The following is a 22922-nucleotide window of genomic DNA, read 5'->3' as shown; positions in this document are numbered from 1 at the left end:
AGTAAATGATTACATTTTTTAATCGAGTAATACTTTTCCAGGGTTCATAATTCCAGCCAAATCAAACGATTGTTTAATTCTTTTCATTAATGCTAATTCCAAGGGATTTCTGTATTTAGCCAAATGATGGCGCTTTAATTGTCCAATCCCGTGTTCTGCACTGATACTGCCGTTATGCTTTGCAACGCAAGCATAAACAATATCATTCACCATAGGCTCATCTGAGTAAATCGCTGCAGTTTTATCTGCTCTAAATACGTTGTAATGCAAATTACCATCGCCCAAATGCCCAAATGCAATAATGGCGGCATCACTGAAAGCCGCCGCCAACTCTTGACCACATTCAGTTAAGAAATCAGGAATACTGCCTACTGGCACACTAATATCATGCTTAATACTTACGCCTTCTCTGCGTTGAGCCTCTGGGATATGCTCTCTTAACTGCCAAAAATCTCTGGCTTGCTTACTATTTTGTGCCAACAAAGCATTTTCACAGTCTAAAGTAACGAGCACTTGCGCTAATTGATCGCTTAATACCTCGCTATCTCCCCCATCCGATAGCTCCAGCAGCGCCGCCCATTCAGGCAAAGGCTTAAAAGGGTGAGGCAAGCTAGGGCATTGCTTAGCCAACAACTCAAAACAAGGCTTGGAAATCAGTTCAAATGAAGTTACTCGGTCACCCACTGCAGCCTGAACGCCGCGGAGTAACTCTACCGCAGCGGCAGGATGATCCAAAGCCACCAAAGCCGTTGCATGGGCCGTTGGCAGGGGGTAAAGCCGAAGCACCGCACGGGTAATCACGCCTAAAGTGCCCTCAGAACCAATAAAGAGCTGCTTTAAATCATAACCAGTATTGTCTTTTCGTAGCCCGCGCAAACCGTCCCAAATTTCGCCATTGGGCAGCACGACTTCCAAGCCCAAAGTCAGCTCGCGCATATTTCCATAACGCAGCACATTCACGCCGCCCGCATTGGTCGCTAAAGCGCCACCCATGCGGCAAGAGTCAGCCGCAGCCCAATCGGCAGGAAACAAGCGATTTTCCGCGCGCGCAGCAGCCTGCACCTGCGCCAAAACAGCGCCTGCTTCTACAATAATGGTGTTGTTATCGCTGTCCACCTTGAGTACTCGGTTCATTCGCTCCAAGGACAACACCAAGGCCTTGCCCGATGTATCAGGCGTAGCAGCACCACAAAGGCTGGTGTTTCCACCTTGCGGAACAATAGCAACGCCGTACTGGGCACAAAGCTTAATCACAGCCGACACTTCTGCGGTGCTGCGCGGCCTAGCCACCGCCAATGCCGCTCCCTGATAACGACGGCGTTGATCTAAGCAATACGCCGCAGTAGCTTTGCCACTTAAAACACCCGCCACATCAAGCAACTGGCTTAATTCATTTAAAAAAATGTTCACACGTAAAAATCCTGCCGCTGTGCATGCGCACTGATCACCCGTTGGCAATGCCCAGGGTCTTTGGCATAGGTTATTTCACCGGCCGCAGGCTTATAAAAATCATATAAACGCGATACCCAAAAGCGCAGCGCCGCCGCACGTAATAGCACGGGCCACGCGGCAATTTCATCCAAGCCTAAGGGGCGAACTGTTTGATAGCCATGCAACAATGCCTTGGCCCGCAGCGAATCGATATCGCCTGATTCTGTTACGCACCAATCATTCAGCGTGATAGCTAAGTCATAGGCCAACACATCATTGCAGGCGTAGTAAAAATCAATAAAACCGCCCACATGATCGCCATTGAGCAAGACGTTATCGCGGAATAAATCAGCGTGAATCACGCCTTGGGGCAAGTGATCAAAACAATGCTCAGCCTGTAAAGCCAACTCGGAGCGCAATTGCTCGGCCTCATCCGTGCCCATTAACTCAAACAGCTGTGGCGCGGTGGCATTCCACCATTTTGGCCCACGCGGATTGGGCATTTGCCCTTGGTAGCTGCGCGCAGCCAAATGCATTTGCGCCAGCATTTCGCCAACCTCTGCGCATTGCAAAGCACTAGGCTCATCGACCACCGTGCCGGGCACACACTGCACCAACAATGTTGGCCGACCATTTAACTCATCAACATATTGATCTTCCAAATTGGCAATCGGCGCGGCCACTGCAATGCCATGATGGGCAAGATGAGCCATTAAATTGACGTAGAACGGTAGCTCATCGGCAGCCAAGGTTTCAAACAGAGTCAGCACATAGCGGCCATGCGTGGTGGTCACAAAGTAATTTGTGTTAGTAATCCCAGCAGCAATACCTTTAAGCTCAAGCAAGCTGCCAATGGAATAACGCTTTAGGAAGGGACCGAGGTCTTCCACTGTCACGGTGGTAAAAACTGACATAGATTTGACTCAAATGGGCATTCTTAAACTGGTTTTCCGCCCACAAAAAACACGCAAATATAACGTTGAATTATAAATAACAAGCGCGAATATCCATCTCAAGCTTGCAATCACTGCTCATGCTTTTTGTGTATTTCGTAGACTATTCATTACTTACGATACTTCATCAAAATTCAAAAATGACCCAGCGTGGTACTGATAAATTACTGCCGCCCAAATCATCACTGCGGTCAAAACGTCCTTGCCCTTCTCTATCGATCAAGAAATAAGGCTTACCCACTTTAGGGGTTACTTTCATCATGTAAAGCTTACCTTTTAAGCGATACTCTGCAATGGTTGCGTCAGATTTTTCGATCACCTTGATTTCTGGCTCATCCTGCACTTTTGCCTCGCTTTCTTTGGCTGGCAAAGGTGGGGGCGCATCACTCGGTGACGCAGCAAAGGCGTAACTGCTCAGTAATAGGCTAAGCAAAATAATGCGCATGATCGTTTCCTTGTTAAAGTCGCTACTGGAGTCTGAATTATTCTTTACACGGACAAGCGCTAATTGACGTCTTTTATCGTGGAATACATCGTACAAAGCTGACATATAAACACAGCAGCTTAGGCCTTATAATACGCTGGATTTAATGTCTTCCAAATATCAATCCGAACCTTGGCTAGCGGCAAACGCACCAGTGTTTTCATTTTTCTTACACTTAGTATAGAGAGTTTCATCGCATGGCGACCCTGCTTTTAATTGACGGCTCTTCCTACCTCTACCGAGCCTTCCATGCGATCCGCGATTTGGCGGCTCCCGATGGCACGCCCACCAATGCCCTCTATGGCTTTGTGAATATGCTGAAAAAACTACGTCAGCAAACCCCCGCCGATTATATCGCCTGCGTGTTTGATGCCAAGGGTAAAACCTTTCGCGACGATTTATACCCTGAATACAAGGCGCAACGCCCATCCATGCCCGACGAGCTGCGGGTGCAAATCGAGCCCATTCACGCCGCTGTGAAAGCCTTTGGTATTAAGATTTTGATGGTGGATGGCGTAGAAGCTGACGATGTAATTGGCACCCTTGCAAGCTGGGGTACAGAGCACGGTATTACTACCATCATGTCTACCGGCGATAAAGATATGGCACAGCTAGTCAATCAGCACGTGCGAATTGAAAACTCAATGACCGAAGAAGTGCTGGATATCGAAGGCGTGATTAATAAATTTGGCGTACGTCCTGAGCAAATTGTCGATTATCTAGCGCTGATTGGCGATACCGTAGATAACGTGCCTGGCGTACCCAAATGCGGCCCTAAAACCGCACAAAAATGGCTAAGTGAATACCAGACACTAGACGCCATCGTCGCCAATGCCGATGCAATCAAAGGTGTGGTTGGCGAAAATCTGCGCAATACACTGCAATGGCTGCCAATGGCCAAACAACTGGTCACCATTAAATGTGATCTGGATTTAAGTTGTGAGCTACCACAACAATTTACAGATTTAGCGCCACAGGCAGAAGACTGGGATACGCTGCTGGGCATCTTTCGCAAAGCAAACTTCAAAACTTGGATTCGCGAGGCAGAAAGTAAGATAAGCACCGTGACAGCCCCCACCAGCGGTGATTTATTTAGCGCCCCAGCCGAACCTGCCGCCACAGCGGAAATCATCAGCGAGTCAGCCCCTATTGAGCGCCACTACCAAACCATCCTCAGCCAAGAGCAGTTAGATGAATGGCTAGAGCAACTGATGGCCGCCGATGTGGTTTCGCTAGATACCGAAACAACGGGTCTTGACACGCTCAATTCGCAAATTGTGGGCATGTCTTTTTGCATTAAAGCAGGTCTTGCAGCGTACTTACCCCTTGCTCACTGCGGGCCAGATGCAGTGGAACAGCTACCGCTAGATGCCACGCTAGCCAAACTGAAACCTTGGTTAGAATCCGCAGAGCACAAAAAGCTAGGCCAGAATTTAAAATTTGATCAGCATATTTTTGCCAACCACGGCATTGCACTGGCTGGCATTTCTGACGACACCATGCTGATGTCTTATGTGCTGGCCAGCTTTGAAAAACATAATATGGATGCACTGGCCGAACGCGAGCTAGGCGTTGCTACAATAAAATTTGAAGAGCTCTGCGGCAAAGGGGCCAAACAAATTGGCTTTGACGAAGTTGCGGTTGAGATTGCCAGCACTTACGCCGCAGAAGATGCCGACATCACCCTGCAACTTGCCCACGCCATGCTGCCACGGCTAACTGGCGGGCTGGCTACGGTGTACCGTGATATCGAAATGCCCTCGCGTGCGGTGCTGTTTGAAATGGAGCGCACCGGCGTATTGCTCAACAGCCACAAGCTAAATCAGCAAAGCCACGAAATTGGCCTGCGCTTACTTGAAATCGAACAAACCGCTTACGATTTAGCTGGCCAGCCATTTAATCTGGCCAGCCCTAAGCAGCTTGGCGAGATTTTCTTTGAACAGCTCAAGCTGCCGGTGATTAAAAAAACCCCTAAGGGCGCGCCTTCTACCGATGAAGAAGTATTGCAGGAACTGGCCAAGGATTTTCCGCTGCCCAAGGTCTTACTTGAGCATCGTTCGCTTTCTAAACTTAAATCCACCTACACCGACAAACTACCGCTCATGGTAAACCCGCGCACCGGCCGCGTTCACACCAGCTATAACCAAACCGTCGCCGTGACTGGGCGTTTAAGCTCTACCGAGCCTAACCTGCAAAATATTCCAGTTAAAAGCCTAGAAGGCCGCAAGATTCGTGAAGCCTTTATTGCTCCCAAAGGCTGGCAGATTATGTCGGCCGATTACTCGCAAATTGAGCTGCGTATCATGGCGCATTTATCTCAAGATGCTGCAATGATTGCTGCGTTTACTTCTGGGGAAGATATTCACCGCACCACCGCTGCCGAAGTGTTTGGCGTAGCACTTGATCAAGTTAGCAGCGAGCAACGCCGCTACGCCAAAAGCATTAACTTTGGCCTGATTTATGGCATGGGCGTGTTTGGCTTGGCCGCGCAATTAGAAATCCCGCGTGACGCGGCTAAAAACTTTATCGACCGCTATTTTGCCCGCTTCCAAGGCGTAGCCATGTATATGGAAAACATCCGCGCCAGCGCTAAAGAACACGGCTATGTAGAAACCGTTTTTGGCCGCCGCCTGTGGCTACCAGAAATCAAATCATCCAATGCCGCACGCCGCGCCGGAGCAGAACGCGCCGCAATTAATGCCCCAATGCAGGGTACGGCGGCGGATTTAATTAAACTAGCCATGATTAATGTTGCGAATTGGATTAAGACAGAAAAACTACAAAGCCGATTAATTATGCAGGTACACGATGAATTGGTGCTAGAAGTGCCTGACCATGAGGTGGCAATGATGCGTGAGCAATTGCCGATTAGAATGGCACAAGCGGCAGAACTTACAGTTCCATTACTCGCAGAAGTGGGCGTGGGCATGAATTGGGGAGAAGCTCACTAATATATTTCCCCTCGTTGCCTTTACCGAAAAGCGAGGGGCAGATGACAAAAACAGCTAAATTTCTATCAATAACAATGCTTGCTTTGTCAGCCTATAGTAAATAGTCTAAAGTCTAAGTACTAATCAATACCTCTAATCAATGACAATAATCCATTCCCCTTTCAAGCAAAATATAAGTTGGCAATTGCTATGCGCAGCACTACTACTGCTCATTGTGCAACCTGCTGCTGCCCTCACGCTTGGGGAATTGACAATTCAATCATCGGTTGGCCAACGATTTAAAGGCTTTATCCCCTACCAACTCGCCCCCGAAGATGGCTTGGCAGAAGACTGCAATAAATTAAGTGTTATTGCTACAAACAATGACCTACCAGGATTAGGCCAAGCCTCATTACGCCTAGAAAGTAATGAGCGCAGCGGACGAATTTTAATTCAATCGGCAGATCCCCTATTTGAACCGGTAGCCAGTTTTAGCCTCAAAATGGAATGCAAAGGACAACAACTACAACGTAGTTACACCGTCTTTTTAGACCCTGCGCCCATCAATCCTCCAATCATTACAGAAGAAGCATCTTCAAACAAAGTAATCACTAAAGCAGCGACTAGGTCGCCACGCGCAGCTCGAACCAAATCGACCCAAAAGCAAACAACAGAACCAAGCAACAACGCCACCAACTCGCCCAAATCGCCAGAGACCTCTCTCACATTAGCCCCTCTACCCGCCACAGTGGGCCAGTTGCGGATTGAGAGCGAGTTAAGCAGCAAAAACGTAGCACCCGCCGTACTGAGCCCTGAAGATTTAAAAACCAAAATTGCGATGATGCAGAGCCTGCAAGAGCAGCTGCAATCGGAAATGATACGCCTGCAAAAATCGATGCTTACCCTGCAAACCTTGACTGGTGGCCAAGTCGTCGCCAGTAGCACAAGCAGCGCGCCTACAGCACACTTAAATATTGATCAAGCAGAAGAAACAGCTCCCCCCAAGCCCAGCGCCATCAGCCCCCCACTCCCTGCCCCAACCGCTGTTCAAAGGCACCCTACTGAAGCCACCAGCAGCAACCGGTGGATTGTCTTAGTGCTCGTGCTCTTGGCAGCCGTTGCAGGCGGTTGGATCTGGCTGCGCCGCAAACAAAAACAAAATACATGGGAGCCTGACTCTGATAGCAGCATCTCTAGCATACACCGCAGCAATATCAAGCCCATCCCAGCGAATACTCAAGAAGGGCACTCTATATTTAGGCACAGCCAGCTGTTTTATGGCGGCATTGAAGTGCAAGAGGAAGATGGCAGCGCCACGCTAGAACGCGCGCAATTATTGGTTGCCCAAGGCGAAACAGACAAAGCCATTGAGCTGCTGTATATCACCATTAATGAAAATGAAAACGAAACAGAACCTTGGTTACTACTATTCCGCGTTTTACGCCAACAGGGCATGAAAACTGAATACGCACAACTTGCCAGGCGCTTCCATGATCTCAATGGAGATAAGGATGACTGGGCCTTGGTGCGTAATATTGGTTACCGACTCGACCCTGAAAACCCGCTATATAGCCCACCTGAAAACGCCCTGCCGCATGTTGAAGCAGAGGCAAAGCCGGTTAATCTTGCGCAAACGCCAGCGCCTATAGACATTGAGCACCCCATAGAAATTGAGCTGCCTTTAGATATCACTCTGCCTGCCAAACTAGCAGAGCCAGAAAACATGGTGGTAGAAGTTGAGCCGCAGCGACCACAGGACGCCATGTTGATGGATTTCTTAACCGCAGCAGCAGAAAATACTGAGCAAAATACTTACAGCTCAGACAATGCGCCCTTGCAAATAATCTCGCTAGATTTGCCACCGCTTGAGTTTGTTCCCCCGCCGGAAGAAGAGAATAGCCCGCTTGATCTTTCTTTAATTACTCCTGAAGAAGAAACCATTGAAGCAGCCACGGTTCCCGATAACGCCGAAGAGGTTTTTGAAGAAATTGATTTAGTGGAGCTCGATATCGAGCTACAACCACCACTGTCCTTTTTTGAGCCGCATAAAAAATAAGCGGCAAACTCCTGCAGACAGCCCACAGGCGGCTAATGATAGAATGCGCCCTTGTATGAAAAACTCAAGGAATCGCAAGTGATACTGCCTACTCGCCTCGTTATTGCAACTCGTGAAAGCCCGCTTGCTCTCTGGCAGGCTAACCATATCAAGGCGAAGCTTGAGGCGCTCTATCCAGAGCTCACCGTTGAGTTGCTTGGAATGACCACTCAAGGCGACCGAATTTTAGACGTCACTTTGAATAAAATCGGCGGTAAAGGCTTATTTGTTAAAGAGCTAGAAACCGCGATTGAGGAAGGGCGTGCCGATTTGGCCGTGCACTCCATGAAAGACGTGCCCATGCTCTTGCCAGCAGGCTTTGCACTGGCCGCCATTGGCGAGCGTGAAGACCCCCGCGATGCCTTTGTCTCAAACCAATATCAATCCCTAGATCAGCTTCCTGCTGGTGCCATCGTTGGCACCTCTAGCCTGCGCCGTGAATCGCAACTACGCGCTCGTTTCCCTCACCTGTTAATCAAGCCCTTACGTGGCAATGTAGGCACACGTTTAGGCAAATTAGATGCAGGTGAATACGACGCCATTATTCTGGCCGCATCCGGCTTAATTCGACTGGGCTTAGGTAATCGAATCAAAAGCGCCATTTCCCCTGCTGATAGCCTGCCATCGCCAGGACAAGGCGCGCTAGGCATTGAGATTCGTGAAGATAGAGAAGATTTAAAAACCCTATTAGCGCCACTAAACCATGCCATCACGGCAGCCTGTGTCACGGCAGAGCGCGCCTTATCACGCCGCTTGGGCGGATCTTGCCAGATTCCACTGGGTGCTTTTGCAGAAGAAGACGATGGCTTTTTGCGCCTGCGCGCCTTTATTGCTAACCCAGATGGCAGCGATATTGTGTATGCCGAAGCCAACGGCTCACTCGCCGCCGCCAATGGCCTTGGTTTGCAAGTTGCTGAATTACTTTGCACCGAAGGCGCAACAGAGATCTTAAAAAACCTAGCCGCTGCGGCTTAGCCCGCCTCAGGCGATTTATCTTGCGTGGCCTTGACTAACTTGATGCTTAGAGGGCTGGCTATTTCTCCACGCTACATTTCTAGGGCACGACTATGAGCCAAACTCTTGAAGGTCTGCGCCTGTGGGTAACTCGCCCCAGCCAGCAAGCTGTCGGCTTAATCACACTACTCAATGAGGCTGGCGCAGAAGCGGTAGCAATGCCACTACTGGAAATTGCCCCCGCCGCCGATCCAGCCTCGCTAGTGGCGGCTTTAGCTAACTTAGCGCAATTTGATTTAGCGATCTTTGTTAGCCCATCGGCGTTAGATGCCGTGTTTGCACAATTACCGCAGTGGCCAAAAGATTTACCGATTGCCGTTGTTGGCCCAGGTAGCGAGCGCCGTGCCAAAGAACTAGGTGTGGAACAAATTATCTGCCCAAGCAGTCAATTTGATAGTGAGGGCTTGTTACTTGAGCCTGCCATGCAAAACTTACAAAATAAAAAAATTGTCATATTTCGCGGCAATGGTGGTCGTGAGTTATTACCTAAAGCCTTACAAGAGCAGGGAGCACAGATCACCTTGATCAGCGCCTACCAAAGACAGCCTCCCCACTTTGATCTAGCACGCTTAAATGCCGAATTAGCCGCTGGCTGCGATGGCATCGTCATTTCTAGCTCTGAAGCGGCGCAACACTTATTTCAGCTCGCTGGAGATGGTGCGCTGCAAGCGTTACAATCACGCATATATTTCGTGCCTCATCCGCGCATTGCAGAGTCACTGATCGCTTTAGGTGCCAAACAAATAGAACTAACAGATGCGGGGGATAACGGTATTTTACGTGGCCTACATCAGCACTTCACCCATCCCCGCTAGGAAACCAGACCAAGATGACTCAGGATACTTCTCAAGAATCACTTTCTGCGGCACTGCAAACTCCCAGCCGTCGTTTTATTCCTCAAACGGCCATTGTGCTTAGTACTGCAGCCTTAATTGCCTCAGGCGGCGTATGGCTATACCAACAGCAGGCTATGGAGCAGCTCAAGCTGGATGTAAGCCGCCAACTCGCCAATAATAAAACCAGCGCCAGCCAACTGACGCAGCAACTCGCCGAAAATACTAAATTACAGCAGCAATTTGTCGGCAAGCTGTCTTTGCTTGAAGCCAAGCAAGCTGAATCTCTAAATCAGCAGCAAGCCCTAAATAATATGTATGAGGCACTTACGCATAACGAAACACACCGCGCCTTATCAGAAATCGAACAAATCTTGGGTTTTGCCAGCCAGCAATTGCAATTAGGCGGCAATATCAATGGAGCCCTGTTGGCACTGGCCAATATCGATCAAAAACTCACTCAGCTCAATCGCCCTGAGCTTATCAGCCTGCGCCAAAGCATTACTCGCGATATTGATACGCTAAAAGCACTACCTTATGTAGACACCATTGGCATTAGCGCCAAGATCGATAGCCTGATTTCAGGGCTAGATGACTTACCCTTAGCCATTGATAGCTATCGCCAGGCCCCGCCTCAGGCCGAGGAATCAGTCAGCATCACCGCATTTGGGCGTTTTTCTGATGATCTCTGGCACCAGCTTAAGCAGCTGATTAAAATTCGCCGAATGGATAAACCGGAAGCCATGCTGCTATCCCCAGAGCAGGGCTTTTTCCTGCGCGAAAACATTAAGCTCAGATTATTAGACGCCCGCACCACGCTGATGCTAAAAGATGAAACCAGTTACCGCAGCGATCTTGCCGCCGCGTTACGTTATTTAGAGCAATACTTCGATCAAAAATCCCCCCAAACCGCCACCTCTATTGCCACGCTTAAGCAACTGCACTCACAAGATTTAGTGATTACCTTGCCAGAGCTGGGCACTAGTTTGGCCGCCGTTCGCAGCGCACGCACGATTGCAGAAAGGGCTAAGCAATGACCACGCTTTGCCGCATCAGCTTAACGCTCACTTTTACGGCTACACCTAAGGCTATCCGATGAGAATCCTATTTTGGATCATCGCCCTATTTGCGCTGGCAGTCGGCCTGACCCTATTTGCCCAGCTGAATACCGGCTATGTACTCCTGTTTTTGCCACCTTGGCGTATTGAAATATCGCTGAATGTGTTCGCCATGCTGACCTTGGCAACCATTACCCTGCTGTATTTACTGCTAAGGCTAATCGCCGAATTTGGCGGCTTGCCACAACGGGTTAAGCAATACCGCGAACGTCAGCAAAGAGATGCCTCCATTCAACTAGAGCGTGAAGCGCGCTTAGCCTTTTTTGAAGGCCGCTATCAACGTGCTGAGCGGCTAGCTGGTGAGGCGCTCAATAATAGCGAGAATAACGATGCCTTCGCCGTGAATGCGCTATTGGCCACGCGAGCTGCGCATCAAATGCGTGATTTTGCTCGCCGAGATCAATACTTAGAAAAACTTCAACAGCGTTTTGGCAATCAGCACTTATCTGCAGCCATGATGGCAGCTGAACTTTATCTGGATGAGCGCCGCTATAGCGATGCGAGTAATGCCCTTGCCGCAGCAAGGCAAATCTCACCCAAGCTCACTGCCGCTCTGCAATTAGAGCTACGTTTGCGCTTACGTGAAGAAAACCCAGACGCTATTTTACGTTTGGTAGAGCAGCTAGCCAAAAGCGAAGCCGTAGATGCAGAGCAAGCAAGACGCATCCGCAATCAAGCTTATTTGCTAAAGCTAAAGCAGCAGCCTTTATCCAGCCAGCAATTACAAGACTGGTGGCATAAGCTGCCAAGCGGCGATAAAACCCTGCCGCAGCTGGTAGAAGCCGTAGCCGACAGCCATAAGCAGCAAGGTGAGCCTGCCTTTGCCCGCATCTTGATTGAAGAAACGCTGCGTAATGAATGGTCCAGCACGTTAGCGGGGCGCTATGGCTTACTTGGCTTAACGGGCGAAGCTTTGATCTCTCAGCTACAACAAGCTGAACTCTGGCTGAAGCAACACCCTAAAGATCATTTACTGCTACTGACCTTGGGCAGGCTCTGCCGTGCAAGCGCACTCTGGGGTAAAGCACAAACGTATCTAGAAGCCAGCATTGCTGTGCATCCTACGGCGGTTGCCCATGCGGAATTGGCGGAGTTATTAGATTCGCTAGATAAAAATGATGTCGCTAGCAAGCATTATCGTGCCAGTTTGTCCTTGGCCTTACCGCAGGCTAGCTTGCTGTAGCGCTAAGACAAAAAACGGCTGCATCTTGCAGCCGTTTTGCTTATTTCACCGCTTGTTTTTTCGGTGGAGCAGACGGTTTAGCTTCATCAGAGAAAGCGATCCACGCAAAGGGCGCAGAACTTTTATTACGTTCAAAGAAACTAGGTGGCGCTGAAGCATCACGAACAGGAACAACGGGTTTACGGACTTGCGTATGAATTAGCATTTTAATGCCCCCGAGTAAGTTGCAATAGCATATTACGCGATGGCAATACAATACATTGGAATAATTACCTGCTAATTGACTTAAAACAAGATACGAATTGTCCATGCAAGTAACATAAAAGACACAAAGATAAACAATTCCTTACTTATCTCCGTAAAACAAGTAAAAAACTCACCAAAACTGCGCTAAAGCCAAGTAAAAGCCCTCGCCCCACCTTTAGCCAAAGTAAAATAGTAAAAAAATACTTACAAAAGATCAGGCGACATGACCGCCCGCAGCAAGTAACTAATTTGTCCCGCTCTAACCCGCCTTTGTAGCCACCAACAGCCACCACGGCGCACATTCCAATCTAATTCTTTACCTGCCATCAGTACCGCAGCGGCATGCCCAAGCTCAGTCTGATGGCCAACCAAGACCAGTACCTTACCCGTTTCACGCGGCCAATTACTCACCTCTAAATAAGTGGCGGCACGCGCACCAGGATTAAGCCTTGCATCGATTTTAAATTGCTTACTTAATGCCCTAGCGGTTTCTTGGCTGCGTAATGCCTCACTAGAAATCACCGTAAGCGCAGCACCATTTAAACGTTTATTCAACCAAGCTGCCATTTTCTCGGCCTGCTTGCGTCCTTTAGCCGTCAGCGGACAAAGCAAATCGTTTTCGCCCTCTTCCGCTTCGGCATGACGCCACAAAATTAAATCCACAAACTACGCCTTTATACGATGGAATAAACTGGGGCAGCCTCCCCCACAAGCATCACAGGCCATTCACATCAAATTGAACCAAGATCATCAAAAGCGAATCGCCTAGCAGCCTGTCGGACTTAGACGGTCGAAGCGAAAAATCGCATGGTCGAGACCAGATTTTGCCGGATTTGCAGCGCCAATAACGAGTTATTGGTCAAAAATCTGGTGAAATATAGGCCGATCAGGTGATTTTGCAGCTGGCTGATGCTAAGTCCGACAGGCTGCTAGAGCAAGTAAGCACTCCCTCTAGGAAAACACCCGCTTTTATCCCCTAAACTTAACTACGTGGCGTAGCCGTCAATTCTGCCAATAGAGTTGCTTGTGAAGAGCGTGATTTACCGCCACGCGCCGTCTTGCGACGATAGCGGCCATCCGACAACATTTCCCAAGCTTGGGTGTTGTCCACTAAACAAGGGCGTAGGCTTTCACGAATCACACGACGTTTTACTTTTGGATTTAAGATCGGGAAAGCAATCTCAATGCGGCGGAATAAATTACGCCCCATCCAGTCGGCAGAAGACAAATACACATCTTCAGCACCATCGTTATAAAAATAAAACACGCGATGATGCTCTAATAAGCGCCCAATAATCGATCGAACCCGAATATTGTCCGACACCCCAGGAATACCTGGGCGCAGTGCACACACCCCGCGCACGATCAGGTGAATCGTCACCCCCGCTTGCGATGCCTGATACAGCTTATCGATCACCGTAGGCTCTAAGAGCGCATTCATTTTTGCGATAATGACCGCCTTACGCCCTTCCTTGGCGTGGGCAATTTCTTTATCGATATACTTTAAAATATTCGGCTGCAAAGTAAACGGCGCTTGCCATAGCTGATGATGATCGCCAGCCAAGCCAAGGCCGGTAAGCTGCATAAACACATCATTCACATCGCTGACGATTTCTTCATTCGTCGTCATCAAGCCAAAATCGGTGTACAGCTTAGTGGTACGCGGATGGTAATTACCTGTGCCAACATGGGCATAGCGGTTTAAGCGCCCTTCCTCTCGGCGCACAATCAGCAACATCTTGGCGTGGGTTTTATAGCCATATACGCCATACACCACGTGCACACCTGCCAGCTCTAGCTTGGCAGCCCAGTTAATATTGGCTTCTTCATCAAAGCGCGCCATCAACTCAACCACCGCCGTGACTTCTTTACCACGCCCTGCCGCCTCGCTTAAGGCTTCCATCAAAGCTGACTCAGTGCCGGTACGATAAACCGTCATCTTAATCGCCACCACCTGTGGGTCCCTTGCTGCCTGCTGCAGCAAATCAATCACGGGGGTGAAACTTTGGTAGGGGTGATGCAATAAAATATCGCCTTGGCGAATCGCGGCAAACATATCTGGCTGCTTGCGTAGCTCCGAAGGAATCCCCGGTACAAACGGTTCAAACTTTAGATCTGATCGATCAACCTGATCTGGCACTTGCATCAAGCGCACTAAATTTACTGGCCCGTTTACGCGATATAAATCAGCATCTTTTAAACCAAACTGATCACGCAAGAAATCTTGTAAATGCTTAGGGCAGTTATCCGCCAGCTCTAAACGCACAGCATCGCCATAAGAGCGTTGCGACAACTCGCCTTTTAACGCTGCACGTAAGTCTTTTAGATCATCATCATCCACCGATACATCAGAATCGCGCGTCACGCGGAATTGATAACAACCCAGCACCTGCATGCCAGAAAACAACTCATCCACATGCGCATGCAAAATGGAAGATAAGAAAACAAAGCCGTTTTCCACACCAGAAATCTCATTCGGCATTTTTACAAAGCGCGGCAAAATACGCGGCGCTTGCACAATGGCAATCCCCGAGCTACGGCCAAACGCGTCGTTGCCTTCTAGCTCAACAATGAAATTGAGGGATTTGTTAAGTACTCGCGGGAAAGGATGCGAAGGATCAAGCCCAATCGGCGTTAGAATCGGCATCAACTCGCGGAAAAAGAAATCACGCACCCATTCGCGCTGCTCATCACTCCACACGCTGCGGCGGAAAAAATGAATCCCCTCTTTAGCCAGCGCGGGGAACAGCACCTCTAGCAGCAAGCTATATTGGCGATCCACTAAATCATGCGCTTCCCGCGTCACCAACTCAAAAGCCTGCTGCGGAGTCATGCCTTCTGGCAGTAAACGCGTGGGGTTATGACAAATATTTTCTTTAAGCCACGCTACCCGCACTTCAAAAAACTCATCCAAATTGGACGAAACAATGCACAAAAACTTCAGACGTTCCAACAAAGGATTACTAGCGTCCTCCGCCTGAGCCAATACTCGGCGATTGAACTCCAATAACCCCATTTCACGATTGAGCATTAACTGATTGTCTGTAGGTTTGTAACTCATCTTTCTTCGCTTTGGTATAGCGTTACACGCTGTCAGGAATAAATAAAACCCTAGAATGGATAAGGTTTCGAGCCAATTTTAAGCTTCAAATTCAATCGCGAATTTCACGCCAACTCTGCCAATTAAAACATTTATAGCGTAAGCACGTTTTTTAACCACGCCATACATTAACGCAGGTCACCTAAACCGCCTTTGCCAACCCTATCTATATTTATGAGATTGCGCTTCACCCACCCTACACACACTTTCTAATAAAAATACTCTGCCGCCTACAGCAGAAACAACACAGGCCACTCTAAGTGGCCTGTGCTTAAGAATTATTGCGGCACAAAGCCTGCGGGCATTTCTGCGCCATCGCCAAAGAAATAATTCTCTAACTGCTGCTGCAAATACTGCCGCGCACGCGGATCAGCCAAGCTCAAACGGTTTTCATTAATCAACATGGTTTGGTGCTTAATCCAAGCCTGCCATGCTTCTTTAGACACATTCTCAAATACCTTCTTACCCAAAGCACCTGGCAATGGCGGGAAATCCATCCCCTCCGCTTCACGGCCCAGCTTTACACAGTTCACAGTGCGGCTCATTAGTATCACCTCAATAATATTACATTTATGTTTCTAGAAAATGACAAAAGCTGCATGGGAGTGGCAAGAACGCCAAATGCATAGCAGCAAGTGTTGACTCAGCCAAGGTAGCCATGATTATAACAGAGGCAAGGCCCCCAGCAGAATCAGCCAGCCTAAGTTCACAGCCTGAATCAAGCCTTTGGCAAATTGCATTAAGCCTATCATCAACCCACTACACATCGGCTTGTGCAAGCCCCTCCAAAAATTACAAAAAATTACAAAAATAAACTGCTTGTAATAATACATAAAAACCCTAGTAAAAATCCGTCTTTACACGCCGTTTTTTCACACTTCCCCCTAGCTAAGCTAGCCAGCCAAAACAGCCTGCCTAAATGATATTTAGGCACAAAAAAACAGGTTAAATTACCCCAGAAAAGCGCATATAAAAAAATATTTAGTGAACCCATCCAAGATAAAAAATCAAAAAATGCCATTCTGAAACAGTGACTTAAATAAATCTCTAATATGTAAATAAAATTCAAAGAAAGCTATATTTATACCATTGACGCAACACGATACAAAACGTTACATTTCGCCATGAAATTAAGAAAAATCTTACGTCTAACGTCATAAGCAATGACGAATTAATCCTTACAGCCCCATCACATTTTTAATATGCATCCATTCTTGGTTTGATAATTTGGTGGAATAAAGAAACTACTCTAAGTATTGGTCAAACTCGTGTTTTTACCTATCGATACAGCGCTCAATGCGCTGTTTTACTTTTCAGCAAAGAACGGCAACTAAGATGGCGCGTAGTCCATCCGCCATTACGCTAGCCGTATGGAAAGCACTCTTTCTACGCGAAGCCGTCGGCCGACTGTTCTCCGGCCGCGCCACTTGGTTTTGGCTGCTGGCCGAGCCAATGTTTCATGTGGCCTATCTGGTTTTTATTTTTACCGGCATTCGCGTAAGCAATATCGGCGGCATCGATACCACCATCTGGATTATGGTTGGCATGCTTGCCTACTTTATGTTTAACCGCACCGGCACACAGGTCAAAAATGCAATCAATGCCAACCAGGCACTATTTGCTTATCGGCAAGTAAAACCAGTCGATACCGTGCTGGTGCGTGGCGCACTAGAAGGCTTTTTGATGATTATCATCAGCAGCATCTTGCTAATGTGCGCCGCGCTATTTAATCACCCCATTACCCCTAGCAACCCTCTAGCCGTACTCGAGGCTTTTTTTGGGCTATGGCTGGTTGGCATGGGCTTTGGTTTGGTGGCTTCTATTTTTAGCGAGCTAGTCCCAGAGCTGGGCAGGGTCATCAATTTAATCATGATGCCGCTGTATATGATTTCCGGCGTGATGTTCCCCATTGCCACCGTACCGCAGCCCTACCGTGACTGGCTGTTGCTCAACCCTGTAGCGCATGGATTAGAGGCCGCTCGCCTTGGTTTTGCAGGCAATTACCATGCCGTACCCGAGCTGAGCATTGCTTATATCTATAGCTTTGCCCTTGTCAGCATCTTTTTAGGCTTGGCTTTACATCGCCGCTTTGCCCAAAGGCTGACCACTAAATGATTATTGCTAAAGATGTGCATAAGCGTTACCTCACCGATCACGGCCCCGGCCGCTGGGTGCTGCAAGGCGTTAATTTTACGATTCCACCCAAGCTGAATGTCGGGCTGATCGGTGCCAATGGCGCGGGTAAATCCACCCTATTGCAGATTGTGGCGGGTGTTGATCACCCCAATAAAGGCAGCGTAGAGCGCCAGTGCAAAGTGTCTTGGCCGATGGGCTTTGGCGGTGGCTTGCAAGGATCCTTAACGGGCCGACAAAACTCCAAGTTTGTTTGCCGCATTCACGGCCACGAAGACGATATTCCTGATCGGCTAGCCTTTATTCAAGACTTTGCTGAGATTGGCGACGCTTTTGATCACCCCATTAAAAGCTATTCATCCGGCATGAAGGCAAGGCTGCAGTTTGCCATGTCTTTGGCTTTTGATTTCGACGTTTATATCTCGGACGAAGTGACCTCGGTGGGCGATGCCGCATTCCGCAACAAAGCCGCTGCCGCCTTTAAAAATCTAGCCGATAAAGCGGGGCTGATTATGGTGGCGCATGGCGAGGCCACGCTAAAGCAATTTTGCTCCGCAGGCATTTGGATACACGACGGCAAGGCGCACTGGTTCGACCAGATCGACGACGCGCTAAAAGCATATAAAGACACATTAAAGAAATGATTAGAAAATTTAGAAATGGCCGTGTTGCCAAAACATGGGCCAGAAACCGCAAAAAATGGTCGCCGCCACTCAAGCGCAACCTGATTTTTAGCATCGCCCTAGTTGCCTTTGCGCTATCGGCCTTTTACTGGCTGGCGCTTGCATCAGACCGCTATGTATCTACCGCGCATGTGATTATTCAACGCACTGACGTGGCCGGTGGCCAAGGGATGGATTTCTCTAGCCTGTTGGGTGGATCTGGCGGCAATCGCGCCGATCAGCTGCTGCTACGCGATCATCTGCTGTCTATCGACATGCTTAAAAAGCTGGATACCCGCTTAAATTTGCGCGCCCATTACAGCGATAGCCATCACGATCTGCTATCCCGCATGTGGTCTGTGGATAACTCTATCGAACACTTTTATAGCTATTACCTATCCCGTGTAAGCGTGGAGTTTGACGACTACACCGGCGTGCTGATTATTAAAGCCCAAGGCTACAACGCAAAAATGGCCCAAGCCATCACCGCCTTGCTGGTGCAAGAAGGTGAGCTATTTATGAATGAAATAGCGCATAGCCTAGGTAAAACGCAGGTCGAATTCCTAGAAAAACAAGTGATCACCATGAACGAGCGCTCCATCAAAGCGCGCCAAGCGGTATTAAGCTACCAAAACAAACAAGGCCTTGTCTCCCCACAAGCCGCAGCAGAAAACATCGTCGGTATTGTTGCCAAGCTAGAAGCACAACGCACCGAGCTAGAAACCCAGCGTAGCGCCCTGCAATCTTATTTAGTCCAGGATCACAGCAGCATTATTCAGCTGAATCAGCAAATAGAAGCCATCAATAAGCAGCTTGCCCAAGAGCAGGCCAAGCTAACCTCGCCCACAGGTAAGCCACTAAACCGCACCGTAGAAGAGTTTCAGCGCCTAGAAATGCAGGCGGCCTTTGCCCAAGACGTTTACAAAGTAGCACTGGTGGCGCTAGAAAAAGGCCATATCGAAGCCACCCGCATGATCAAAAAAGTATCGGTTATTCAAGCCCCAAGCCAACCCGAATACCCACTAGAACCACGCCGCTATTACAACACGCTGGTATTTATGCTCGTCATCATGCTCATGGCCGGTGTGGCCCAGCTGCTGGCCGCCATTATTCGCGACCATAAGGACTGACCCCATGAAAATCGCCTCTATCCTCATCAACAGCATGCTGGCCCTGCTTTGCAGCACAGCCGCTGCTGCCACCAGCCCGTTTGAAATCAGTGCCGCTCAAAAGCAAGCGAAGCAAGAACAACAACTCGCCAAACTAGCCAAGCCCGCCGCCGACGAGCAGCCCTTAGCAGAGCCACCACAACGCTATGACTACAGCACTAATTTAAAAAGTGATGTATTTGGTGCCAACCTATTTACCGGCGCATTTGCCCGCGCAGGCGCCACCCAATTCAACCCTGATTACGCCGTGGCCGTGGGTGACAAAATTCAAATTCGCCTATGGGGCGCGTTTGATTTTGACACCTCGCTGACCGTAGACCCCAAGGGCAATATTTTTCTGCCCCATGTTGGCCCCGTCACGGTCTTGGGCGTGCGTAATCAAGATTTACAACGCATTGTAGAGGCCGCCGTTGCCCGCACTTTTCGCAGCAATGTAAACAGCTACGCCAGCCTAGCCGCCGCCCAACCCGTGCGTGTATTTGTTAGCGGCTTTGTAAACCGCCCTGGCCTGTATAGCGGCACCAGCATGGACAGCCTGCTGCATTACCTAGACCAAGCAGGTGGGATAGATGCGGAGCGCGGATCATTTCTAAACGTGCAAGTAAAGCGCGGCCAAACCATCCGCGCCAGCGCCAATCTTTACGACTTCTTACTAAACGGCACCATGCCGCTAATTCAACTGAGCGATGGCGACGTTATTTTTGTAGCGCCACGTCAACGCAGCGTAAAAGTAAGCGGCCTAGCCGCCAATGCCAAACGCTTTGAATTTAGCGATAAAACCCGCACCGTGGCCGACCTGATCAACATCACCAAGCCCAACGCCGCCACCACCCATGTGCGCGTGATTCGCAACACCGGCAGCATCAAAAATATCGAATATTACCCACTAGGCGATGCCGCCAGCGTGGCACTACAAAATGGCGACGAGCTGGAATTCACCGCCGATAAAAAACCCGGCAGCATCACCGTGCGGGTAGAAGGCGAGCACAACAGCGCCCAAGAATACGTAATGCCCTACGGCGCACGCATGAGCCAGCTGCTAGCGCAAATCCAATTCACCGATCATTCCGATCAAGCCAGCCTGCAGCTATTTCGCCAAAGCGTAAAAACACGGCAAAAGCAAATGCTGGATACCTCGCTGCGATCCCTAGAAGCCGCCGCCCTCACCGCCCGATCAGGCACCAGCGACGAAGCCGTGCTACGCAAACAAGAATCAGAGCTGATCTTGCAATGGGTAGAGCGCGCCAAAAAGATCGAACCAAGTGGCCAAGTTGTGATCGCCCAAGCCAGCAGCCGCGATCAGCTACTGCTAGAAAACGGCGACGTATTACGTGTACCCACCAAAGACGGCCTAGTACTGGTCAGCGGCGAAGTGCTCTTCCCCAACGCAGTGGCTTTCGACCGAACACTACAGCTAGATGATTACATCAACCGCGCCGGTGGCTACACCCAAAACACCGACGTAGCCCGCATCGTAGTCGCCCGCCGAGATGGCAGCTTTAACGAAGCCAGCAGCGAAACCGGCATCTTTGGCTCCGCCAAAAGCAAAATCGCCATTCAATCTGGCGACGAGATTCTAGTACTGCCAAAAATCGACGTGAAATCAAGGCAGATTTGGAAAGATATGACACAGATTATTTATCAGATAGCGGTAAGTGCGAAGGTGGTACTGGGACTATGAACATCCAACTAAAAAATACAAAACACACGCCAATCAACAAAATTGTCATCGTCGGCCATCCACTATCAGGCTACCAAGATGTAGAAGCTCTACTTAATAGTGGGGGAATGAATGCTGCACTGCCATCACGTCGAGATGGATTTTTGCCCGCAGAAATCAGCATGGCACTCTGCAAAGCGCACCATGTGCCTCGTTTCGAGCTAATGAATTCGCCCGCAGAAATTAAGCAGATTGAAACAGCGGCGCTTTGGCATGGCATGGCGCTCGATCTTTTTCTTGGCAATATTGATCAGGAATTCTGGGGCTGGGCGGATCCGCAATCCGTGTATTTGTTGAATTACTGGCAATCACTCGACCCGCAAATTGCTTTTATTCTGGTCTACGACACACCACAGCAGCTGATCAGCCAAGCATTTGATGAGCAAACACAGCTATCAACAGAAGCGTTGGAAAAAACCATACACGGTTGGTGCGCCTATAACGCCGCCCTGCTGCATTTTTACCATCGCAATACTGAGCGCTGCCTGCTTGTGCACTCACAACAGGTACGCGAATCCACTGCGGCCTGCTTACAACAAGTGCGCACTCGTATTGGTGCGCCAGTCCAAACTGTCAGCGAATGCGGCCGTGTTAGCCACATTATTGATGTTACTACTAACGATGAAATCGCTCGTCAACAGCAAACCAGTCTCAAAACCTATATTGCACAGGCCCTGATGCACGATCAGCCTGACAGCATGCAGCTTTATGAAGAGCTGCAATCGGTCGCCAATCTACCACTGGTCGATACGCCATCCAAGCCAGCCAGCCCACTGGATGCATGGCTGGCAATGACAGCTATGCAATCCCAACACACAGAGCAAATCACACAAGTAGAAGTGAAGTGCCAAGAGCAAGCAGCGCACATTCAGCAGCTCAATCAACAAATAAGCAGCAGCAAAATACAGCTTAATGAAAAGCAACAGGGTATTGCCCAGCTACAGTTGAGCCTCGCTTCAGACCAAAAACAAGTACAAGAGCAGCAAAAAGAAAATGCCCTGCTCCTTGCTCATCTACACCAAGTACAAGAAGAGCTGGAACGCCAGTTTTTAGCCGATCAGCAACAAAAAATCAAAGCTCTGCAAGTCAGTGAAACATTAGCCACTGAGCGCAAAAAGGATATCGACAAGCTGAGCTTAGAAAAAGCCAAGCTTGCAGAAGAGTATAAAAAAGAAGTTGCACAGCGCAAAAAAGACAAAGAACAACATGCGGCAGAGCTAATTGCACAAAATACTCAATTAAAAAATCAACTCGCAGCAGAACTGACCGCACAAAGCACGCAGTTAAAAAAACAGCTCGCAGCAGAGCAAGCCACCATTCAAGCAAGCGCATTAAATAAACAACTCACCACCCAATCTGCACAAGAAAACGAGCTATTACTCCGCCAGCTGCATCAAGTTCAAGAAGAACTTGAACGTTATTTTCATGAGAACCAAAAGCTCAAGCACCCAGTTGCACCGCCAAAGCCAAGCTACTATGGGGCTGCAGATCGCATCAAAACCCAGCTTTCTTACAAGCTAGGTGCAACCATGATTAGCCAATCCAGCAGCTTATCCGGCCTGCTCACCCTGCCTTGGGCGTTAATAAAACAAGTGCGTGAATACCGCGCCAACCACCAAGCCAATATCAAACTACCGCCCATCCAACAATACAGCGATGCGCATGAAGCAGAACGAGTTAAACAACACCTCTCCTACCGCCTAGGCACAGTACTGCTAAGCAGCGCCCGCAGCCCGCTAGGTTGGCTAAAAATGCCTTGGGTGATGCACGGTGAAATACGTCAATTCAAATTAAGCCGCAGCAGCAAATAAAAAGACTTACCCCTACTACCCAGCAAATGACATCGAGTAC

The 22922-nt window shown here is 49.0% G+C and carries 18 protein-coding genes; 11 read left to right on the top strand and 7 right to left on the bottom strand.

What is annotated here, in order from left to right; all coding sequences use genetic code 11:
* Positions 1-18: 18 nt before the first annotated feature.
* The 3 genes from C1H71_RS09015 to C1H71_RS09005 all read right to left on the bottom strand — a co-directional run bounded on the left by C1H71_RS09015 (position 19) and on the right by C1H71_RS09005 (position 2829).
* The gene (locus C1H71_RS09015; RefSeq protein WP_130106263.1) at positions 19-1410 is read right to left on the bottom strand and encodes an FAD-binding oxidoreductase; all 1392 of its coding nucleotides are present in this window, start codon (positions 1408-1410) and stop codon (positions 19-21) included.
* On the bottom strand, positions 1407-2345 hold the full coding sequence (locus C1H71_RS09010) for a homoserine kinase (protein ID WP_130106262.1): 939 nt from the start codon (positions 2343-2345) through the stop codon (positions 1407-1409). The genes C1H71_RS09015 and C1H71_RS09010 overlap by 4 nt, the downstream gene beginning before the upstream one ends.
* A 166-nt stretch (positions 2346-2511) precedes the next feature.
* Positions 2512-2829: a DUF2782 domain-containing protein gene (locus tag C1H71_RS09005; protein WP_130106261.1), complete on the bottom strand. Its 318-nt coding sequence runs from the start codon at positions 2827-2829 to the stop codon at positions 2512-2514.
* Between the two features lie 236 nt (positions 2830-3065).
* On the opposite strand from C1H71_RS09005, the gene polA reads away from it, so the two are divergent.
* The 6 genes from polA to C1H71_RS08975 all read left to right on the top strand — a co-directional run bounded on the left by polA (position 3066) and on the right by C1H71_RS08975 (position 12041).
* Entirely contained in the window at positions 3066-5819 is a 2754-nt protein-coding gene (gene polA / locus C1H71_RS09000; protein ID WP_130106260.1) for a DNA polymerase I, read from the top strand.
* Positions 5820-5958: 139 nt separating this feature from the next.
* Complete coding sequence (locus C1H71_RS08995; RefSeq protein ID WP_130106259.1) at positions 5959-7854, top strand: type IV pilus assembly protein FimV; 1896 nt, start codon at positions 5959-5961, stop codon at positions 7852-7854.
* 78 nt (positions 7855-7932) lie between these two features.
* Positions 7933-8868 (top strand): hydroxymethylbilane synthase, encoded by a 936-nt coding sequence (gene hemC, locus C1H71_RS08990; RefSeq protein WP_188053687.1) that lies wholly within the window; start codon positions 7933-7935, stop codon positions 8866-8868.
* A gap of 92 nt (positions 8869-8960) precedes the next feature.
* Positions 8961-9722, top strand: a complete 762-nt coding sequence (locus C1H71_RS08985) for a uroporphyrinogen-III synthase (protein ID WP_130106258.1) — start codon at positions 8961-8963, stop codon at positions 9720-9722.
* A gap of 14 nt (positions 9723-9736) precedes the next feature.
* Positions 9737-10777, top strand: a complete 1041-nt coding sequence (locus C1H71_RS08980) for a uroporphyrinogen-III C-methyltransferase (RefSeq protein ID WP_130106257.1) — start codon at positions 9737-9739, stop codon at positions 10775-10777.
* 58 nt (positions 10778-10835) lie between these two features.
* A complete protein-coding gene (locus C1H71_RS08975; RefSeq protein ID WP_130106256.1) occupies positions 10836-12041 on the top strand; it encodes a heme biosynthesis HemY N-terminal domain-containing protein in 1206 nt (401 codons plus the stop codon).
* 40 nt (positions 12042-12081) lie between these two features.
* Here the strand turns inward: C1H71_RS08975 and C1H71_RS20630 are convergent, their stop codons facing one another.
* From C1H71_RS20630 to C1H71_RS08960, 4 genes are all read right to left on the bottom strand, one after another.
* A complete protein-coding gene (locus C1H71_RS20630) occupies positions 12082-12246 on the bottom strand; it encodes a hypothetical protein (RefSeq protein WP_188053685.1) in 165 nt (54 codons plus the stop codon).
* 245 nt (positions 12247-12491) lie between these two features.
* Positions 12492-12950 (bottom strand): SixA phosphatase family protein, encoded by a 459-nt coding sequence (locus C1H71_RS08970; RefSeq protein ID WP_130106255.1) that lies wholly within the window; start codon positions 12948-12950, stop codon positions 12492-12494.
* Positions 12951-13269: 319 nt separating this feature from the next.
* A complete protein-coding gene (ppk1, locus tag C1H71_RS08965) occupies positions 13270-15348 on the bottom strand; it encodes a polyphosphate kinase 1 (RefSeq protein ID WP_130106254.1) in 2079 nt (692 codons plus the stop codon).
* 317 nt (positions 15349-15665) lie between these two features.
* The gene (locus tag C1H71_RS08960; RefSeq protein WP_046353818.1) at positions 15666-15932 is read right to left on the bottom strand and encodes an oxidative damage protection protein; all 267 of its coding nucleotides are present in this window, start codon (positions 15930-15932) and stop codon (positions 15666-15668) included.
* A gap of 790 nt (positions 15933-16722) precedes the next feature.
* Between C1H71_RS08960 and C1H71_RS08955 the strand changes: the two genes are divergently transcribed.
* Genes C1H71_RS08955 through C1H71_RS08935 form a run of 5 tightly spaced genes read left to right on the top strand, consistent with a single transcriptional unit; the run spans position 16723 to position 22882 of the window.
* Positions 16723-17502, top strand: a complete 780-nt coding sequence (locus C1H71_RS08955) for an ABC transporter permease (protein WP_130106253.1) — start codon at positions 16723-16725, stop codon at positions 17500-17502.
* On the top strand, positions 17499-18164 hold the full coding sequence (locus C1H71_RS08950; protein ID WP_130106252.1) for an ABC transporter ATP-binding protein: 666 nt from the start codon (positions 17499-17501) through the stop codon (positions 18162-18164). The genes C1H71_RS08955 and C1H71_RS08950 overlap by 4 nt, the downstream gene beginning before the upstream one ends.
* The gene (locus C1H71_RS08945; protein ID WP_188053683.1) at positions 18161-19312 is read left to right on the top strand and encodes a chain-length determining protein; all 1152 of its coding nucleotides are present in this window, start codon (positions 18161-18163) and stop codon (positions 19310-19312) included. Before C1H71_RS08950 ends, C1H71_RS08945 begins: the two co-directional genes overlap by 4 nt.
* A gap of 4 nt (positions 19313-19316) precedes the next feature.
* Positions 19317-21032 carry a polysaccharide biosynthesis/export family protein gene (locus C1H71_RS08940; RefSeq protein ID WP_130106251.1) on the top strand — a complete coding sequence of 572 codons (1716 nt, stop codon included), beginning with the start codon at positions 19317-19319 and terminating at the stop codon, positions 21030-21032.
* Positions 21029-22882 (top strand): hypothetical protein, encoded by a 1854-nt coding sequence (locus tag C1H71_RS08935; protein ID WP_130106250.1) that lies wholly within the window; start codon positions 21029-21031, stop codon positions 22880-22882. Before C1H71_RS08940 ends, C1H71_RS08935 begins: the two co-directional genes overlap by 4 nt.
* Positions 22883-22922 lie beyond the last annotated feature (40 nt).

It is taken from the genome of Iodobacter fluviatilis (assembly GCF_004194535.1).
In the GTDB taxonomy this organism is placed as follows: Bacteria; Pseudomonadota; Gammaproteobacteria; order Burkholderiales; family Chitinibacteraceae; genus Iodobacter; species Iodobacter fluviatilis_A.
This window is presented reverse-complemented; position numbering and strand designations above follow the sequence as displayed.

What these genes read in the sequence shown, in the direction of transcription:
- C1H71_RS08955 (WP_130106253.1), top strand. Translation starts at nt 16,723, where the DNA reads ATGGCGCGTAGTCCATCCGCCATTACGCTAGCCGTATGGAAAGCACTC.
- C1H71_RS08945 (WP_188053683.1), top strand. Translation starts at nt 18,161, where the DNA reads ATGATTAGAAAATTTAGAAATGGCCGTGTTGCCAAAACATGGGCCAGA.
- C1H71_RS20630 (WP_188053685.1), bottom strand. Translation starts at nt 12,246, where the DNA reads ATGCTAATTCATACGCAAGTCCGTAAACCCGTTGTTCCTGTTCGTGAT.
- C1H71_RS08995 (WP_130106259.1), top strand. Translation starts at nt 5,959, where the DNA reads ATGACAATAATCCATTCCCCTTTCAAGCAAAATATAAGTTGGCAATTG.
- C1H71_RS08980 (WP_130106257.1), top strand. Translation starts at nt 9,737, where the DNA reads ATGACTCAGGATACTTCTCAAGAATCACTTTCTGCGGCACTGCAAACT.
- C1H71_RS08985 (WP_130106258.1), top strand. Translation starts at nt 8,961, where the DNA reads ATGAGCCAAACTCTTGAAGGTCTGCGCCTGTGGGTAACTCGCCCCAGC.
- polA (WP_130106260.1), top strand. Translation starts at nt 3,066, where the DNA reads ATGGCGACCCTGCTTTTAATTGACGGCTCTTCCTACCTCTACCGAGCC.
- C1H71_RS08940 (WP_130106251.1), top strand. Translation starts at nt 19,317, where the DNA reads ATGAAAATCGCCTCTATCCTCATCAACAGCATGCTGGCCCTGCTTTGC.
- C1H71_RS08935 (WP_130106250.1), top strand. Translation starts at nt 21,029, where the DNA reads ATGAACATCCAACTAAAAAATACAAAACACACGCCAATCAACAAAATT.
- C1H71_RS08950 (WP_130106252.1), top strand. Translation starts at nt 17,499, where the DNA reads ATGATTATTGCTAAAGATGTGCATAAGCGTTACCTCACCGATCACGGC.
- C1H71_RS09010 (WP_130106262.1), bottom strand. Translation starts at nt 2,345, where the DNA reads ATGTCAGTTTTTACCACCGTGACAGTGGAAGACCTCGGTCCCTTCCTA.
- C1H71_RS08975 (WP_130106256.1), top strand. Translation starts at nt 10,836, where the DNA reads ATGAGAATCCTATTTTGGATCATCGCCCTATTTGCGCTGGCAGTCGGC.
- C1H71_RS09005 (WP_130106261.1), bottom strand. Translation starts at nt 2,829, where the DNA reads ATGCGCATTATTTTGCTTAGCCTATTACTGAGCAGTTACGCCTTTGCT.
- ppk1 (WP_130106254.1), bottom strand. Translation starts at nt 15,348, where the DNA reads ATGAGTTACAAACCTACAGACAATCAGTTAATGCTCAATCGTGAAATG.
- C1H71_RS08960 (WP_046353818.1), bottom strand. Translation starts at nt 15,932, where the DNA reads ATGAGCCGCACTGTGAACTGTGTAAAGCTGGGCCGTGAAGCGGAGGGG.